This is a genomic window from Bartonella phoceensis (assembly GCF_902825145.1).
Lineage (GTDB): Bacteria > Pseudomonadota > Alphaproteobacteria > Rhizobiales > Rhizobiaceae > Bartonella > Bartonella phoceensis.
In genome coordinates this window covers 462,520-479,291 of record NZ_CADEAD010000001.1, presented here as the reverse complement: position 1 = coordinate 479,291, position 16,772 = coordinate 462,520, and the positions used below count along the sequence as shown (strand labels likewise).

Sequence of the window (16,772 nt, the reverse complement as noted above, 5' to 3'; positions counted from 1 at the left end):
CATACGCTTTAAATTCACCAAAATATTTCGTAATCGCTGCTGTTAATGAAGTCTTCCCATGATCAACATGACCAATCGTACCAATGTTAACATGCGGCTTCGTACGTTCAAATTTGCTCTTTGCCATCGCTATTAAATCTCTTGTTCATTCTCTTTGCTTTGTTAGCACCTGGAAACAGGCTTGTAGAACTGAATTAAATCGGACCACTCACTAGCCCCAACCACTACAACTCTTAGACGGGGGAAAATGACGAAAATATCTCTCTATCACACTCAATAGCCCAATCATCAGCAACTGTTTGGAGCGGGTAGCGGGAATCGAACCCGCATATTCAGCTTGGAAGGCTGCTGCTCTACCATTGAGCTATACCCGCATGATCCACGTACTAACTCTCCTTCGATGTATGGTGGAGGGGGTTGGATTCGAACCAACGTAGCATACGCAACGGATTTACAGTCCGCCCCCTTTAACCACTCGGGCACCCCTCCATTACATCGGCAAAGTTGCACGACGAGGTATCATGACAGCCAAACTCGGATCACTCATTGCAATTCAAACTGGCTGCGGGGCGGTTATGACGATTACTATCGGATCTGTCAACAGAATAAATATGATTCTGTACAAATTTCCTGATAATAATTTTAAATCACAGTTTTTTTCTCTCTATTTTTATCATTAACACGCTATAAAGAAGTTATGAAAGAAAAAATATCAAAAAATTCTCATTATGCGCGTTTACGTCGCCGATATCGCGATACAAAAGGCTTCTCTTCTCGATCTGTCATACCCCAAAAAAAGGAAGCAGCTCCCTTACAAGAAGGCAAAATACGTCTTTATGGTATTCATCCCGTTTACGCTGCTTTAAAAAATCCAAAAAGAATTTTTGAATGTCTTTATGTTACTCCAAATGCCTTAAAACGATTAAATATACCCGAATCAGATTACCCTTGTCCTGTGACATTATGTACACCAAAACAACTTGATGCGCTCGTTGGAAATGATGCAGTTCATCAAGGCATTGTTGTAGAAACTAAACCCCTCAAGCCATGTCAATTTTCTCAACTTACCAATACTGATCTTGTTATCGTCATGGATCAAATTACCGATCCACATAATGTCGGTGCTATTATGCGCTCTGCAGTTGCATTTAAAGCTGATGCTCTTATTACGACTTATCGCCATTCACCTCAAGAAAGTGGTGTTCTCGCTAAAGCCGCATCCGGAGCTTTAGAGCTGATTCACTATATCACTGTACGAAACCTCACTGAAGCACTCCAAGAACTCCATCAAGCGGGTTTTATGAGTTTTGGACTTGATTCAGAAGGTGAATACCCTCTAGAAACTGCATTAACAGGGAAAAAAATTGCTCTTGTTTTAGGGGCAGAAGGAAAAGGCTTACGTAAAAAAACACGTGAAACCGTTTGCGCATTAACACGCCTTGATATGCCAGGAGATATTAAATCATTAAATGTTTCAAACGCAGCAACAATAGCGCTTTATGCCGCTCATAAATATCTTAGATCGTAGTTTTTAACTTTTTCCGCGAAATATCAAAAAAACCGATTAATAAAAAGCCTGAAAAAAAACCACTAATATGCACCTCCCACGCAATTGAAATACCATCTCCTTCAAAGAGAAAAGAAGAAATGCCTATGATAAAATCCACACTCAGCCATACACTCACGAAAATAAGTAACCACCTCGAACTTAGTGCTTTTTCGATAGACAACAAAGGGCCTAAAAGGCTTTCACTCTGCGCACTGCCTCCCAAATAACTTCGAAGAAAACCATAACGTACAATAGCGCCCACCATTCCACACACTGCGCCCGACGCACCGACAAGCGATATCGCACTCTCTTGGTGAAAGGTAAAATAAGTCAACACAGCTATTATGGCCGTTAATATCCAAAACATTAAAAAACGTAAACTACCCAACTGCCTTGCTAAAGGAGACCCAAAAACCAAAAGCCAAGCCATGTTAATAGCAACATGTTTAAAACTACTATGCATAAAGGAATAACTAATAATCGTGTGACAAAATGCTAAGGGGTCAGTCTTAAATAACACCGGTGTAAATGAAAAAATCTTAAGGCTTTCAATAGAAAGCTGAAGAGGAAAAAAATAATGCGAAATCAAATAGATAAAAAAACAAAATGTTATCAAAACAACGACAATAAACGGGACATTCAATAATGGTTCTGGAGGTTGTTTGAGAAAAAATGATACATTATTATAATTGTAATCAGTATCTTTCATTGTATAAAATCTCATACTTTATTGATGAAGCAATAGCTCTTTGTGCAAAACAAATTATCTACTTTGATAATAAAAAAACTTTACACTTAACTTCATTTGGTGCGTGCTCCTAAACTTCAAATATCTCTATATGAAAATCCTTGTGGCTTGTACAAAACATTTTGAAAAATGCGTATTCAGAATGTCGTCCACAAAATTACTATATCATAAAAACGCAATTAAAATCATTCATTTCATAGAGATCTTTATTGTAGAGAGAATATAATTTTGATGATATATCTGTTTAATATGCTTCTCCATCAAAAAGAAAAAGCTCAAACGTTGTGAGAATAAAATCTCATCAATTGATTTGTATTTTCTCTGTAAAATTATGGTACTTTACAGTTTAGTATTTAAAGTTAGCGTTTTTATGAAAACCATCATAAATGTACAATAACCAATATGCTTTTTAAATACGCAAATAAAAACATCACCCCCCCTTTCTTCAGCACCCCACCCCTCTCTTTTCTAAAGCTGTCTTTAACTTCTTAAAGGAAAGTTATCAAATAAACAAAAAGAATGTTTTGATCTCAATACATCATTCATAAAAAAAATCAGGGAAGAGGTTGATTCTGAGAATCTTGTTTGCCTTGTTTGCAATCGTTTAACCACACGTCATAGATAGGATGCTCTACAGCATTCAAGCCAGGACTATCTGCAAACATCCACCCTGTAAAAATACGCCGTACCTTTTTATCTAATGTAACCTCATTGACTTCAACAAAACCAGTTGTACGCGTTGGTTCATCCTTGGAGCTCGTATAACATGCGCGCGGCGATACCTGTAAAGCACCGTATTGATAAACTTCACCAAGAGAAACTTCAAAACGCGTCGTCCGACCAGTGATTTTATCAAGACCAGCAAAAACAGCAATTCCATTACTCACACGCTCGGCCTGCCCTCCAAAAACTGATGGAAAAAATATTACAACTTCTATGAAACAAAGACAAAAAAAACGCTTCAATCCCAAGGGTAAAAAGGTTCTCATCACATCAATCATATCTAAAAATTCTGTTTATAAAATAGCATAAACGAGAAAACACACACACCAAAATATCTTATTTTTTAGGCAACCATGCATCATAATCTTCATACACACAAGGACGCTCACTACTGTAAGGAATAGCTCCCTTTGGTCGATAAGCATCGCTTGTTCCTGTCATATTGGCAACATGAGGCTTCTCCCATTCATAGGGTTTATAATCTTCCTCTGTTGGAGGAATATTACAGCGATGATGAATCCAACCATGCCAACCTGGTGGAATAGTAGAAGCTTCAGAATAATCTTTATAAATAACCCAACGGCGCGGATAACCATCTTTATGCGTGCTTCCCTCATAGTAAACATTCCCAAACTGATCTTCTCCTATACGCTGACCTTTACGCCAAGTAAAAAATCGGGTATTTATGGTATTACCATTCCACCATGTAAAGATTTGCTTTAAAAAAACAGGCATCTTATCGTCCATTTCTTTAGTACGCTCATGAAACTAATCGTTGGAATAAAACCATCATGATATTTGAAATTATCAAAAACAAAACTTTACCCGTAAAGTCAATCATGTTTCCATTTGATAAGCGCAGCTATATTCCTCAGTTATCAGAAATATCATATTTATGGAGTTCTCTCTACCCCATAAAACTTAATCTATACCAAGCTTCATCTTAACCAATTTATTAACAGTTTGAGGATTTGCCTTACCACTTGTTGTTTTCATGACCTGACCAACAAACCAACCAACTAAAGCAGGTTTTTGTTTTGCTTGCGTAACTTTATCAGAATTATTGGCAATAATTTCATCAACAGCTTTTTCAATAGCCTTTGTATCTGTTACCTGCTTCATATTTCGTTCTTCTACAATCTGATGCGGGTCTCCACCTTCATTCCAAATAATTTCAAAGATATCTTTGGCAATTTTCCCAGAAATAGTTTCTTCCTTGATCAAATCAATAATACTTCCCAACTGATCTGGTGATATTGGTGCCTCTTCAATCTCACGATTATCTTTATTTAAAGCACCCAAAAGATCATTAATTACCCAATTTGCAACTGTTTTTGCATCACGACCATATGCTACTTTTTCAAAATAATTAGCAATAGCTCTCTCTGTCACGAGAATAGAAGCATCATATTCCGTCACTCCCATTTCTTTGACAAAACGTGTCTTTATATCATCAGGCAATTCAGGTAACTCAGCCGCTAAAGCATCGACAAATGCTTGATCAAATTCCAATGGCAAAAGATCAGGATCAGGAAAATAACGATAGTCATGTGCTTCTTCCTTTGAGCGCATAGACCGCGTCTCACCTTTAACCGCATCAAAAAGCCGCGTTTCTTGATCTATGACACCACCATCTTCTAAAATTGCAATTTGACGACGTGCCTCATATTCAATCGCTTGACCAATAAAGCGAATAGAATTTACATTTTTAATCTCACAGCGTGTTCCAAAGTTTTCACCAGGACGACGAACTGATACGTTAACATCCGCCCGCATAGATCCTTCATCCATATTGCCATCACAGGTCCCTAAATAACGTACAATCGTGCGCAATTTTGTCATATAGGCTTTAGCTTCATCTGACGAACGCATATCTGGTTTAGAAACAATTTCCATAAGAGCAACACCAGCACGGTTAAGATCCACAAAAGACATTGTTGGATGTTGATCATGCATAGATTTTCCTGCATCTTGTTCAAGATGCAAACGCTCAATCCCAATTTCAATGTCCTCAAACTGACCGTTTGAATCCGGTCCAACAGATATAATAACCTTCCCCTCACCTACAATCGGATAACGAAACTGAGAAATTTGATAGCCTTGCGGTAAATCTGGATAAAAATAATTTTTACGATCAAAAACAGATTTTAGATTAATATGTGCCTTTAATCCCAAACCCGTTCTAACTGCTTGACAAACGCATTCTTGATTAAGAACAGGTAGCATACCAGGCATAGCTGCATCAATAAGCGATACATGGTTGTTCGGTTCCGCACCAAATTTGGTTGATGCACCTGAAAACAATTTCGAATTTGATATGATTTGCGCATGAACCTCCATGCCAATGATAACTTCCCAATCACCTGTAACTCCAGAAATAAAACGCTTAGAATCAGGAGTGCGCGTATCAACGATGCTCATTGCCAATCCACTATCAATATCTTCTCAACACACATAATGGCTAATCTAAAACCACTCTTAGTGCAAGTCTAGACTAGAAATCTTATAAAAAAGCCCGACTTCACCGGGCTTGTTCTGTTCGGATAAATATTAACCTTTTTTAGGTGTCTTTTTTTTAGCTGAAACTTTCTCTGCGGCCTTCTCTTTCACTGCAGATTTTTTCTTCTCTGGTTTTTTTTCTGTTAAATCTGTTTCGTCATATTCTTTCATCAGCTCTTCAACTGTTACTTCTTTATCTATCACTTTTATCTTTGCCAGCAAGTGATCAATGACTTTTTCTTCAAAAATTGGAGCGCGTAGATTTGCAACAGCTTCAGGAGTATTACGGAAAAAATCCATAATTTCTTTCTCTTGCCCAGGATACTGACGAACCTGGTCAAAAACCGCTGCTTTTAGCTCATCTTCACTTACTTTCACACCAACTTTCATACCAATTTCAGAAAGTACCAAACCAAGACGAACACGACGCTGTGCGAGCACGTGGTATTCTTCCCGTGCCTTTTCCTCTGTAACACCTTCATCTTCAAAACTGCGTCCAGCTTTTTTTAAATCATCATTAACCTGAGTCCATATGTTGTTAAACTCAAATTCTAAAAGTCCTTCAGGAATTTCAAAATTATAATCAGTATCCAAGGCATCAAGAATTTGACGCTTAATTTTTTGACGTGTTATTGCGCCGTATTGGCTTTCAATCTGCCCACGAACAACTTCACGCAAGCGATCCAGAGATTCCAAACCAACTTTTTGCGCTGCTTCATCATCAATCTTTAACGCATCTGGCTTAGAGACAGCTTGAACGGTGATATCAAATTCTGCATCCTTACCAGCCAAATGTACTACATTGTAATTATCAGGAAATTTAACAGAAATCGTTTTCTTATCACCCACTTTTACACCAACCAATTGCTCTTCAAAACCAGGAATAAATTGTTTTGAGCCCAAAATTAATTGTGCACCATTATCTGCTCCACCCTCAAATGGAACCCCCTCAAGCTTACCAAAATAATCTATTGTAATACGATCACCTTCCTCAGAAAGACCATCCTTTGGCGAATAATTACGCGTAGAAGAAAGAACACGTTTTACTTGATCATCAATCTCTTGTTCAGGAATAGCCGCAATTTCACGGGTAATTTCGATATGTTCAAAATTCTTAATTTCAAACTTTGGCAAAACTTCATACTTTAAACTAAAAATAAAATCAGCTTTGCCATCTAAAATTTGTTCATCTTCATTTATATCAACTTGTGGCTGCATTGCAGAACGCTCATCGCGGCCCGCTAAAACAGAACGGGGTGCATCGCTGACAATCTCATTGAGAATTTCCGCCATAAAAGATTTACCGTACATTTTTCGCAGGTATCCAGCGGGTACCTTACCGGGACGAAAACCATTAATCTTGATTTTACCCTTAGTATTCTCTAACCGTTCATTCAATTTTTCTTCTAAATCTCTCGCCGGAACCACGATCTTAATTTCGCGCTTCAGTCCTTCATTAAGCGTCTCGGTAACCTGCATAAATAACCTTCATTTTCCTTAAAGAGAGGGATAATCCTACTCTGATAATAACTATATTCTAACACTTGAGTGTTAAATCACCATAAAGCGGAACTCTCGGCACATAAATATCTATAGTACTCAAGAAATCCCTTTGGTGCGGATGGAGGGACTCGAACCCCCACGGTCTCCCGCCAGAACCTAAATCTGGTGCGTCTACCAATTTCGCCACATCCGCTCAAACTTAAAAGCCAGTAACCTTACATAAGCGGCGTTTCTATACCATTAATTAAAGAAAAAAAGCAAACAAATATATCAAAAATATCCAAATACACGTTATTCTTAATAAATTGCAAAAACAAAATCTATCCTTTCCATATAGAGCAGATTCCGCTAAAAGTAGGTTATGTTAAATACACTCAATACCCCAATCCATATCATCGGCGGCGGACTTGCAGGCAGTGAAGCAAGTTGGCAAATTGCACAATCAGGAATCCCTGTTATTTTGCACGAAATGCGTCCCCAAAAAAAATCTGATGCCCATAAAACCGATATGCTTGCAGAATTGGTCTGTTCAAATTCATTCCGTTCCGATGATTCTTCAACAAATGCTGTAGGACTTTTACATACCGAAATGCGGCTAGCAAAATCGCTGATTATGAAAGCTGCAGATGCCAATAAAGTACCAGCAGGTAGCGCTCTTGCTGTTGACCGCAATGAATTTTCAAAAACTATTACGACAGTGCTTGAAAAGCATCCTCTTATAAAGATAGAACGTGAAGAAATTCGAAAATTTTCTGAAGATTGGCATCATATTATCATTGCAACTGGCCCTCTTACCTCATCAGCACTTGCCCAAGCAATACAAGCAATCACTGGAACAGAAGCTCTTTCTTTTTTTGATGCTATCGCACCTATTGTCTATACCGATAGCATCGATTTAGACATTTCTTGGTATCAGTCTCGCTATGATAAAATCGGACCTGAAGGAACAGGAAAAGATTACCTTAACTGCCCTCTTAATAAAGAACAGTATGAAGCATTCGTTCAAGCATTAAAAAATGCAGAAAAAATAGAATTCCGCGACTTTGAAAAAACGCCCTATTTTGATGGATGTCTACCAATTGAAATTATGGCTGAACGCGGGCCTGAAACTCTAAGGCACGGACCTATGAAACCTATGGGATTAACTAATGCCCATAATCCCAAAGTTAAACCCTATGCCGTCGTCCAATTACGCCAAGATAATAAGCTTGGAACCCTGTATAATATGGTTGGTTTTCAAACAAAACTGAAATATAGTGAACAAGTTCGTATTTTTAGAATGATCCCTGGTCTTGAAAGAGCGGAATTTGCCCGTCTTGGTGGGCTTCATCGCAATACCTATCTTAACTCACCAGTCATTCTTGATCAAACTCTTCGCTTGAAACAAAAACCTAAATTGCGTTTTGCAGGACAAATCACTGGATGTGAAGGCTATGTAGAATCATCGGCAATCGGACTTCTTGCTGGACGTTTTGCCGCTGCGGAATATCATCATAACGTCCCTCGTCTCCCGCCATTAACCACAGCATTTGGAGCTCTTTTAAATCATATTACGGGTGGACATATCGTAACGCAAGAAATAGAAAAACAATCCTTTCAACCAATGAATATCAATTTCGGTCTTTTTCCTCCTATCGATTCTATTAAGAACTTAGAAAAAGGTCTATCAAGCAAAGAAAAAAAAATAGCAAAAAAACAAGCTATAACTGCTAGAGCGCTCAATGATTGTACTCAATGGTTAGCAGAGAAAGAAAAATAGTCTCTTTTAAATACATTCTCTAACCTTCAGCCTATTCAAAAAGATTCCAATGATTCCCGTGCAAAATCATTCTAAAGCCTTTTTATGATACTAACTGCTGCAAACGAATAAAGACTGCGCTATTTTCTATTGTTTATTAAACAATATCAGGATTCTAAAAGAATTTTTCACTATAAATAAAAGTTTTCACCCGTGTAAAAAAATCTAACCATTTAAAAGAAGTAATGATTGAAATGTACTACGATAATAAAAAGGATCCAACACCTCTCAAATACCCCGCAATAACGACTTTCTGATCACTTTACGCCCACAATACTTTATGAAAACCTTAGAAAAGTATTAGAAAATATTCAAGGTAGAAGCTTATCGCCAAGCTTTATGCGGAAAACATCTACAAAACACTTCTAAAAAAACCCGCTTATAAATAAATCGGGTTTTTTTATTGTAGTGTAAATTATTTTTTATTAATAGCTTCTTTTAAACTTTTTCCTGCAGAAAACTTGGGTACAGAACGCGCTGGAATATTAATTTCAGCACCAGTTGAAGGATTACGCCCCTTTGTAGCAGCACGATGAGAAACGCCAAAAGAGCCAAAACCTGGAAGACGGACATCTCCTCCTGAAGCCAAAGCCTCTGTCACAGCAGCGATAAAAGCATCAACAACAGAACCTGCTTGGGCTTTTGAAACGCCTGCTTTCTCAGCAATGGAGCTAACCAGTTCACTTTTATTCATGGAACATTTCCTTTCCCTATATTACCAGATAACACAACTTAACCGTGTCATCGGCCAGTTTATTGAAAAGTACAGCAAACAGAAGTCTTATTTTTATCCAAAACATTGTTTTTTTAGTAATAATCACAGTTATTCACGGAATTTTTTACTTTTTTCCAAAATAAATAGAAAAACAACCACAAAAATACCTTTTGCTGCCCTGAAAATGCAATTACACATGAAACGAATGAATCAGTGTGCAATCTGTATTCCTTCACTCTCACTCTCTGATCTGATAGGTACAGGCACCGTGGGAGGCTCTGTCCACTCAATAGGGTCGGGGAAACGAACTAAAGCATGCCTAAGCACTTCACTCACGTGATTTACTGGAATAATTTCCATATTATTTTTGACATCATCGGGAATATCAATCAAATCTTTTGCATTTTCTTCAGGAATAAGTACTTTTTTTATACCTCCTCGAAGAGCTGCTAGTAATTTTTCTTTCAACCCGCCAATCGGTAAAACACGCCCACGCAAAGTAATTTCACCAGTCATGGCAATATCTTTATAGACCGCTATCCCTGTGAGGATTGAAACAATTGCCGTCACCATTGCAATGCCAGCTGATGGCCCATCTTTTGGTGTAGCACCCTCTGGAACATGAACATGGATATCGCGTTTATCAAAAAGTGGAGGTTCAATACCAAAATCAACAGCACGAAAACGGACATAAGATGCTGCTGCCGAAATTGATTCTTTCATGATATCGCGCAAATTTCCAGTTACAGTCATCTTACCTTTACCTGTCATCATAACCCCTTCAATAGTCAACAGCTCTCCTCCAACCTCTGTCCAGGCAAGCCCTGTTACAACACCAATTTGATTTTCTCCTTCAATCTGGTTATAGTGATAACGTTTAACACCTAGGAAATCATCAATATTATCTTCTGTAATCTTCACAGACTTCTGATGCGTTTTAAGAATTTTTGTAACTGATTTACGTGCTATTTTCATTAATTCACGCTCAAGGTTACGCACTCCTGCTTCACGTGTATAAAATTGAATTATTGACTTTATAGCACCATCAGAAACGCTGAATTCTTTTTTAGATAAGCAGTGGTCTTTTAATGCTTTTGGCAAAAGATGCTGCTTAACTATTTCCATTTTTTCACATTCAGTATAGCCAGCAATACGAATAATTTCCATTCGATCCATTAACGGCCCCGGTATATTAAGCGTATTCGCAGTTGTAATAAACATAACATCAGAAAGATCATATTCGACTTCTAAATAATGATCAATAAATGTACCATTTTGTTCAGGATCAAGCACCTCTAACAAAGCTGACGAAGGATCCCCACGGAAATCTTGCCCCATTTTATCAATTTCATCAAGCAAGAAAAGCGGATTAGATTTTTTAGCTTTTTTCATAGACTGAATAATTTTTCCAGGCATAGAGCCAATATATGTCCGGCGATGTCCACGAATTTCTGCTTCATCTCGCACTCCTCCTAATGAAATACGGACATATTCACGCCCTGTTGCTTTTGCAATAGAGCGGGCTAGCGACGTTTTCCCCACACCAGGAGGACCTAGTAAACAAATAATGGGACCTTTTATTTTTGATGCTCGACTTTGTACTGCTAGATATTCAACAATTCGCTCCTTGACTTTTTCAAGACCAAAGTGCTCATTATTCATGACTTTTTCAGCAAAATCTAAATTGTTTTTAATCTTTGACTTTTTACCCCAAGGCATTGCTAATAACCAATCGAGATAGTTACGTACAACTGTCGCCTCTGCAGACATAGGGGACATATTTCGTAATTTTCTCAACTCTGCCTCAGCTTTTTCGTTTGCTTCTTTCGAAAGTTTTGTCTTCTTGATACGTTCTTCTAATTCAGAAAGCTCATCACGACTATCATCACCCGCTCCTAACTCTTTTTGAATAGCCTTCATCTGCTCATTGAGATAATATTCCCGTTGGTTTTTTTCCATTTGCCGTTTAACATGCGAACGAATACGCTTTTCAACCTGCAAAACAGAAATTTCTCCTTCCATAAAAGAAAGAACACGTTCAAGGCGATCGCGTACAGGTAATAGCTCTAATATTTTTTGCTTTTCAGAAAGTTTAATCATCAAATGAGAGGCAACAGTATCAGCAAGCTTAGAAGGATTATCAATCTGGCCAATCGCATTGACAACTTCGGGAGAAATTTTTTTATTCAGTTTTACATAATTTTCAAAATAAGTAATTACCGATCTTGAAAGAGCTTCGATCTCAACATCGTTCTCTCTAGGCTCTTCCGTAACCGCTGCAAAAGCTTGATGATAATCCTCACTTAAAGCAAATTGGCTAATTTTTGCACGCGCAGTGCCTTCAACCAAAACTTTTACCGTTCCATCAGGAAGCTTTAAAAGTTGGAGAATATTAGCAAACGTACCGATATCATAAATATCTTCCGATTTTGGATCATCATCAGAAGCGTTTTTTTGCGTAACCAACAATATCTGTTTATCAACCGCCATCGTCTCTTCAAGAGCACGAATGGATTTTTCTCGGCCCACAAAGAGCGGAACAATCATATGTGGAAAAACAACAATATCACGAAGAGGTAAAACAGCGTAAAATCCCTCTTTTACTTCATCTGTCTTTTCATCAATATATTGCATAACTCTCCTTTCTGGAACCTATGATCTATCCACTACACAAGCCCATCCTTAGAAAAAATTCAGCTTCCCACAATACCTGAAGTGGTAACTGTGAATATACAAATCAAGCATTATGACTATAATATTCTGTAACACTTACCTTCAAATGGTGTGTATTACCACTTCTCATATTGTACAATGTCATGCCGACACATTTTCTTTATCTTCTGCACGTTCTGAGTAAATATAAAGAGGACGTGCTTTCCCATCAACTACGTCACTCGAAATAACCACTTTTTGAACACCTTCAAGTGCCGGCAGTTCAAACATCGTCTCAAGAAGTATCTTCTCCATAATAGAACGTAAACCACGTGCACCTGTTTTACGCTCAATCGCCTTTTTGGCGATAACCCGTAACGCATCTTCATGAAATGCTAACTCAACACTTTCCATTTCAAAAAGACGCTGATATTGCTTCACCAACGCATTTTTTGGCTGTGATAAAATTTGAACAAGAGCGTTAACATCTAAATCCTCCAAAGTTGCTACAATAGGAAGACGGCCAATAAACTCCGGTATCAAACCAAATTTTATAAGATCTTCAGGCTCTAAATCACGAAAAATTTCACCAACACAACGTTCATCAGGTGCTTTAACAGTAGCAGAAAAACCAATAGACGTTTTTTCACCACGTCCCGAAATAATTCGTTCTAAACCAGCAAAAGCCCCTCCACAAATGAATAAAATATTCGTTGTATCAACCTGAAGAAACTCTTGCTGCGGATGCTTACGTCCACCTTGAGGGGGAACAGAAGCAATTGTTCCTTCCATAATTTTTAGTAATGCTTGCTGAACACCTTCTCCCGAAACATCCCTTGTAATAGAAGGATTATCAGCTTTACGAGAAATCTTATCGACCTCATCGATATAAACAATACCACGCTGTGCACGTTCAACATTATAGTCCGCAGCCTGAAGAAGCTTTAGAATAATATTTTCAACATCTTCACCCACATAGCCTGCTTCAGTCAAAGTGGTCGCATCTGCCATGGTAAAAGGTACATCGATAATACGTGCCAATGTTTGTGCTAGATAAGTCTTACCACACCCCGTTGGACCAACAAGGAGAATATTTGATTTTGCTAACTCAATATCATTGCTTTTAGACTGATGCGCAAGTCGCTTATAATGATTATGAACAGCAACAGAAAGAACACGCTTTGCATGTTGCTGACCAATGACGTAGTCATCAAGAACTGTTATAATTTCCTGTGGAGTAGGAACACCATCACGCGCCTTAATCCCAGAAGATTTATTTTCTTCACGAATGATATCCATGCAAAGCTCTACGCATTCATCACAAATGAAGACAGTAGGACCTGCAATGAGCTTACGCACCTCATGCTGGCTTTTGCCGCAGAATGAGCAATAGAGAGTATTTTTTGATTCGCTCCCGCTATTGCCAATTTTGCTCATTTCTCTTTCCTTTCACCACAGTATATGAATACTTCGTTTTTTCAAAGGAAGTTTTTCATAACGAAAACTATAAGACATATAAAAAACTGCATGTACAATATCTTTAGGTATTTTTCTTTTATTTTCGTAATACTTTCATAAAACTCTCTCTGTTAAAGTAGTTCTTTTTTCTATAAAAACTCTTAATCTTTTTCGGTTTCTGCACGATATTGTATAACATCATCAACTAAACCAAATTGCTTAGCCTCTTCTGCTGTCATAAAATGATCACGATCAAGCGTTCTTTCAATAACCTCATAGTCCTGACCTGTATGTTGAACATAAATCTCATTTAGACGCCGCTTCATCTTTATAATATCTTGCGCATGCCGTTCAATATCTGAAGCTTGACCTTGAAAACCACCAGATGGTTGATGTACCATAATACGTGCATTGGGTAATGTAAAACGGTGACCTTTCGCTCCAGCTGTTAGAAGTAACGACCCCATAGATGCAGCTTGCCCCATGCAAAGCGTAGAAACAGGAGGGCGAATAAACTGCATAGTATCATAAATTGCCATACCAGATGTCACGACACCACCAGGTGAATTAATATAAAGACTAATTTCTTTCTTAGGATTTTCCGCTTCCAAGAAAAGCAATTGTGCACAAACAAGCATCGCCATACCATCTTCAACGGGACCATTAATAAAAATAATTCGTTCTTTCAAAAGACGGGAAAAAATATCATAGGCCCGTTCTCCACGGTTAGTTTGTTCAATAACCATAGGAACAAGACTTAATGCTGTTTTCATTGGATCACTCATGTTTTCACTTTCCGTTCATATAATAATCGCTCTTTATGCATTCAATGCTCTTTTCCATAGGCTAATATTACTCCCTTACGCAAGCTACAATCAATGCTCTTTAAGCAAGATTAAAATCCCAGTAGTTAAAATAATAACAAAAATTCTATCTGAACAAATCACATGCACCAGGAATGCGAGATACCGCCCAATGGTACAAGCTTCCTTCCTGAGGTTTTTGAATAGTTTTTGTTTTTCTATGAATATGAAATCCTACCAAGCGTGGATCCGCAAGCGGCTCAATGCCAAAAGTTGGATCAAAGATATATTCAGCTTTTCGCCCCGTCCAATAATAAAAAGTTTCCTTCTCCTTCGCTTGATGAAAAAAACCATATCGTTTGGCTAACCGCGAAATACCATCATTGCCAAATATCGTAATGCCAAGATTTCCCGGTAAAACCGGCATTTTTTTCCTCTTTAACCAGAACGGCTTCCAAACACGACGCTTAAACCCAAGCCAATGCGGCACCATCTCTGCGCCTGCCCAATAATCTTCAAACACTTTTATAATAGGGTTATCAGACGGAAAATAAAGTGCGGAGACACCTACCCTTACAGCATTTTCTCTTGCAAGCCAAACCTTATTCGCATCTGGATGAAATTGTTTAATCAGGTAAACATCTGTATCTAACCAAACACCTTGCTGATATTTCATCAGCATAACACGAAAAAAATCCGAAAACTGAACAATTGTACATCCTGGTTTCTCATGAGAAAAATTGGGATCAAGGCGGTAAATTGTTGAGCGTGGTAGAATCGATTCTGCTTCATATAATTCAACACCATCAGGAAGATTGTCTATTTTTTTATCATAACTAAAAAGCTTAACACGTTGACCAGTTTTAACCATTGAAGACAAACAAAGTCTATCAACCAATCTTAATTGTCCACTATACCAAAAAGTGCAAATGTCCATAGGCAATATATCAAAAATATTCTAAACTTACACGAAAGAGTTGTTCAACATCGCGAACAAACTCAGAAAGAGCAAAAATCACTACCCGATCACCAGATAAAATACGTGTATCTGCTGAAAGCTGTATGATTGTTTTATTGCGATAAATTGCACCAATTCTCAAGCCATCTGACAAATTGAGCTCTGACAATGATTGACCAACCAATGAAGACGTTTGCATCACTTCAGCCTCAATAATTTCTGCCTGCCCATTAAAAACTGAGTGAACAGCACGAATGCGACCACGGCGCATTTGTTGCAAAATTCTCGATATCGTAACACTATGTGGATTAAGATAGGCATCCACACCAACTGCACGGCTAAATTCCTGGTAAGCAACATTATTGATCAACACCATATTAGCTTTGCAGCCTAATCTTTTAGCGATAATAGCACTTAAGAGATTGACCTGATCCTGATTAGTCAATGTAATTATTAAATCGGCTTGATCAATTCCAGCGTCCTGAAGAATCACTGGATCTAATACATTACCATATAAAACGGTCGTTTTTTCAAGTTGATCAGCAATTGTGAGCGCTCTCTCTCTATGTGATTCTATAATCTTCAATCTTAATTTATGGAGACGCTTTTCAATAGCCTGAGCAACATAAAGACCAATGTGACCGCCTCCTGCAATAATCATGCGATGAGCATCCTGTTCTTTATGACCAAAAAGCCCAACAGCCCGGCGCATCTGATCACGAGCAGCAACAAGATAGGTCACATCGCCAACACGTAATTGCGTCTCTGAGTGTGCTATCAATAATTCTGAACCACGTTTAATAGCGGTAACCGTCGTGCGAAGATCTGGAAAAAGCTCCGTTAATTGACGCAAAGGGGTATTAATAACTGGACAATCTTCCATACATTCCAAGGCTAAGGCAACAATATCATCATTACAAAAATAAAGAACATCTATTGCACCAGGCAGAGCAATACGACGTAGAACCATTTCTCCAACTTCAACTTCTGGTGAAATAACTACATCAATGGGAATATTCTCTCTAGAAAAAAGCGTTTTATAACGTGGTTCTAAATAAGATTGTGAACGAATACGCGCTATTTTCGTTGGAACATTAAATAATGAGTGTGCTACTTGGCAAGCTACCATATTGACTTCATCAAATAAAGTGACTGCAATCAACATATCAGCTTTATCTGCATCGGCAGCTAAAAGGACCTCAGGCCGCGAACCGTGACCAACAAAACCTCTTACATCTAACGTATCCTGAATTTTTTCAATCAATCTCGTTTCAATATCAATAACAGTGACATCGTGATTCTCAGAAGCAAGCCGCTCTGCTATTCCATAACCAACCTGTCCTGCTCCGCAAATAATAACACGCAT

The 16,772-nt window shown here is 38.1% G+C and carries 14 protein-coding genes and 3 tRNA genes; 2 read left to right on the top strand and 15 right to left on the bottom strand.

The features are described 5' to 3' along the window. The 3 genes from J7R07_RS02195 to J7R07_RS02185 form a co-directional block, all read right to left on the bottom strand. Window positions 1–127 (bottom strand): GTP-binding protein (locus J7R07_RS02195; RefSeq protein ID WP_234924853.1); only part of this gene is annotated, 127 nt, incomplete at its 3' end. Between the two features lie 173 nt (window positions 128–300). After that, a tRNA-Gly gene (locus J7R07_RS02190) sits at window positions 301–374 on the bottom strand. A 31-nt stretch (window positions 375–405) separates the two neighbouring features. Continuing rightward, a tRNA-Tyr gene (locus J7R07_RS02185) sits at window positions 406–489 on the bottom strand. Window positions 490–697: 208 nt separating this feature from the next. Between J7R07_RS02185 and J7R07_RS02180 the strand changes: the two genes are divergently transcribed. Continuing rightward, a complete protein-coding gene (locus J7R07_RS02180; RefSeq protein ID WP_208435278.1) occupies window positions 698–1,528 on the top strand; it encodes a TrmH family RNA methyltransferase in 831 nt (276 codons plus the stop codon). Here the strand turns inward: J7R07_RS02180 and J7R07_RS02175 are convergent. From J7R07_RS02175 to J7R07_RS02150, 6 genes are all read right to left on the bottom strand, one after another. Further along, window positions 1,518–2,258: a rhomboid family intramembrane serine protease gene (locus J7R07_RS02175; RefSeq protein WP_208435316.1), complete on the bottom strand. Its 741-nt coding sequence runs from the start codon at window positions 2,256–2,258 to the stop codon at window positions 1,518–1,520. The two genes, J7R07_RS02180 and J7R07_RS02175, sit on opposite strands and share 11 nt — an antisense overlap. 593 nt (window positions 2,259–2,851) lie before the next feature. Then, entirely contained in the window at window positions 2,852–3,286 is a 435-nt protein-coding gene (locus J7R07_RS02170) for a DUF2155 domain-containing protein (protein ID WP_208435315.1), read from the bottom strand. A 70-nt stretch (window positions 3,287–3,356) separates the two neighbouring features. Beyond that, window positions 3,357–3,755: an NADH:ubiquinone oxidoreductase subunit NDUFA12 gene (locus J7R07_RS02165; RefSeq protein ID WP_208435277.1), complete on the bottom strand. Its 399-nt coding sequence runs from the start codon at window positions 3,753–3,755 to the stop codon at window positions 3,357–3,359. 186 nt (window positions 3,756–3,941) lie between these two features. After that, complete coding sequence (gene gatB, locus J7R07_RS02160; RefSeq protein WP_208435276.1) at window positions 3,942–5,441, bottom strand: Asp-tRNA(Asn)/Glu-tRNA(Gln) amidotransferase subunit GatB; 1,500 nt, start codon at window positions 5,439–5,441, stop codon at window positions 3,942–3,944. A 129-nt stretch (window positions 5,442–5,570) separates the two neighbouring features. Then, entirely contained in the window at window positions 5,571–6,998 is a 1,428-nt protein-coding gene (tig, locus tag J7R07_RS02155) for a trigger factor (protein WP_208435275.1), read from the bottom strand. Between the two features lie 134 nt (window positions 6,999–7,132). Beyond that, window positions 7,133–7,215 (bottom strand) — tRNA-Leu (locus J7R07_RS02150). Between the two features lie 168 nt (window positions 7,216–7,383). Between J7R07_RS02150 and trmFO the strand changes: the two genes are divergently transcribed. Next, window positions 7,384–8,781: a methylenetetrahydrofolate--tRNA-(uracil(54)-C(5))-methyltransferase (FADH(2)-oxidizing) TrmFO gene (trmFO, locus tag J7R07_RS02145; protein WP_208435274.1), complete on the top strand. Its 1,398-nt coding sequence runs from the start codon at window positions 7,384–7,386 to the stop codon at window positions 8,779–8,781. Window positions 8,782–9,235: 454 nt separating this feature from the next. Here the strand turns inward: trmFO and J7R07_RS02140 are convergent, their stop codons facing one another. The 6 genes from J7R07_RS02140 to trkA all read right to left on the bottom strand — a co-directional run bounded on the left by J7R07_RS02140 (window position 9,236) and on the right by trkA (window position 16,772). Continuing rightward, window positions 9,236–9,514, bottom strand: a complete 279-nt coding sequence (locus J7R07_RS02140) for an HU family DNA-binding protein (protein WP_208435273.1) — start codon at window positions 9,512–9,514, stop codon at window positions 9,236–9,238. 231 nt (window positions 9,515–9,745) lie between these two features. Beyond that, the gene (gene lon / locus J7R07_RS02135) at window positions 9,746–12,169 is read right to left on the bottom strand and encodes an endopeptidase La (protein WP_208435272.1); all 2,424 of its coding nucleotides are present in this window, start codon (window positions 12,167–12,169) and stop codon (window positions 9,746–9,748) included. 180 nt (window positions 12,170–12,349) lie between these two features. Further along, window positions 12,350–13,624: an ATP-dependent Clp protease ATP-binding subunit ClpX gene (clpX, locus tag J7R07_RS02130; protein WP_208435271.1), complete on the bottom strand. Its 1,275-nt coding sequence runs from the start codon at window positions 13,622–13,624 to the stop codon at window positions 12,350–12,352. A gap of 182 nt (window positions 13,625–13,806) precedes the next feature. Beyond that, the gene (gene clpP, locus J7R07_RS02125; protein WP_208435270.1) at window positions 13,807–14,430 is read right to left on the bottom strand and encodes an ATP-dependent Clp endopeptidase proteolytic subunit ClpP; all 624 of its coding nucleotides are present in this window, start codon (window positions 14,428–14,430) and stop codon (window positions 13,807–13,809) included. A gap of 145 nt (window positions 14,431–14,575) precedes the next feature. Beyond that, on the bottom strand, window positions 14,576–15,385 hold the full coding sequence (locus J7R07_RS02120; protein ID WP_208435269.1) for a glycosyltransferase family 32 protein: 810 nt from the start codon (window positions 15,383–15,385) through the stop codon (window positions 14,576–14,578). A gap of 10 nt (window positions 15,386–15,395) precedes the next feature. Next, window positions 15,396–16,772 carry a Trk system potassium transporter TrkA gene (gene trkA, locus J7R07_RS02115; protein ID WP_208435268.1) on the bottom strand — a complete coding sequence of 459 codons (1,377 nt, stop codon included), beginning with the start codon at window positions 16,770–16,772 and terminating at the stop codon, window positions 15,396–15,398.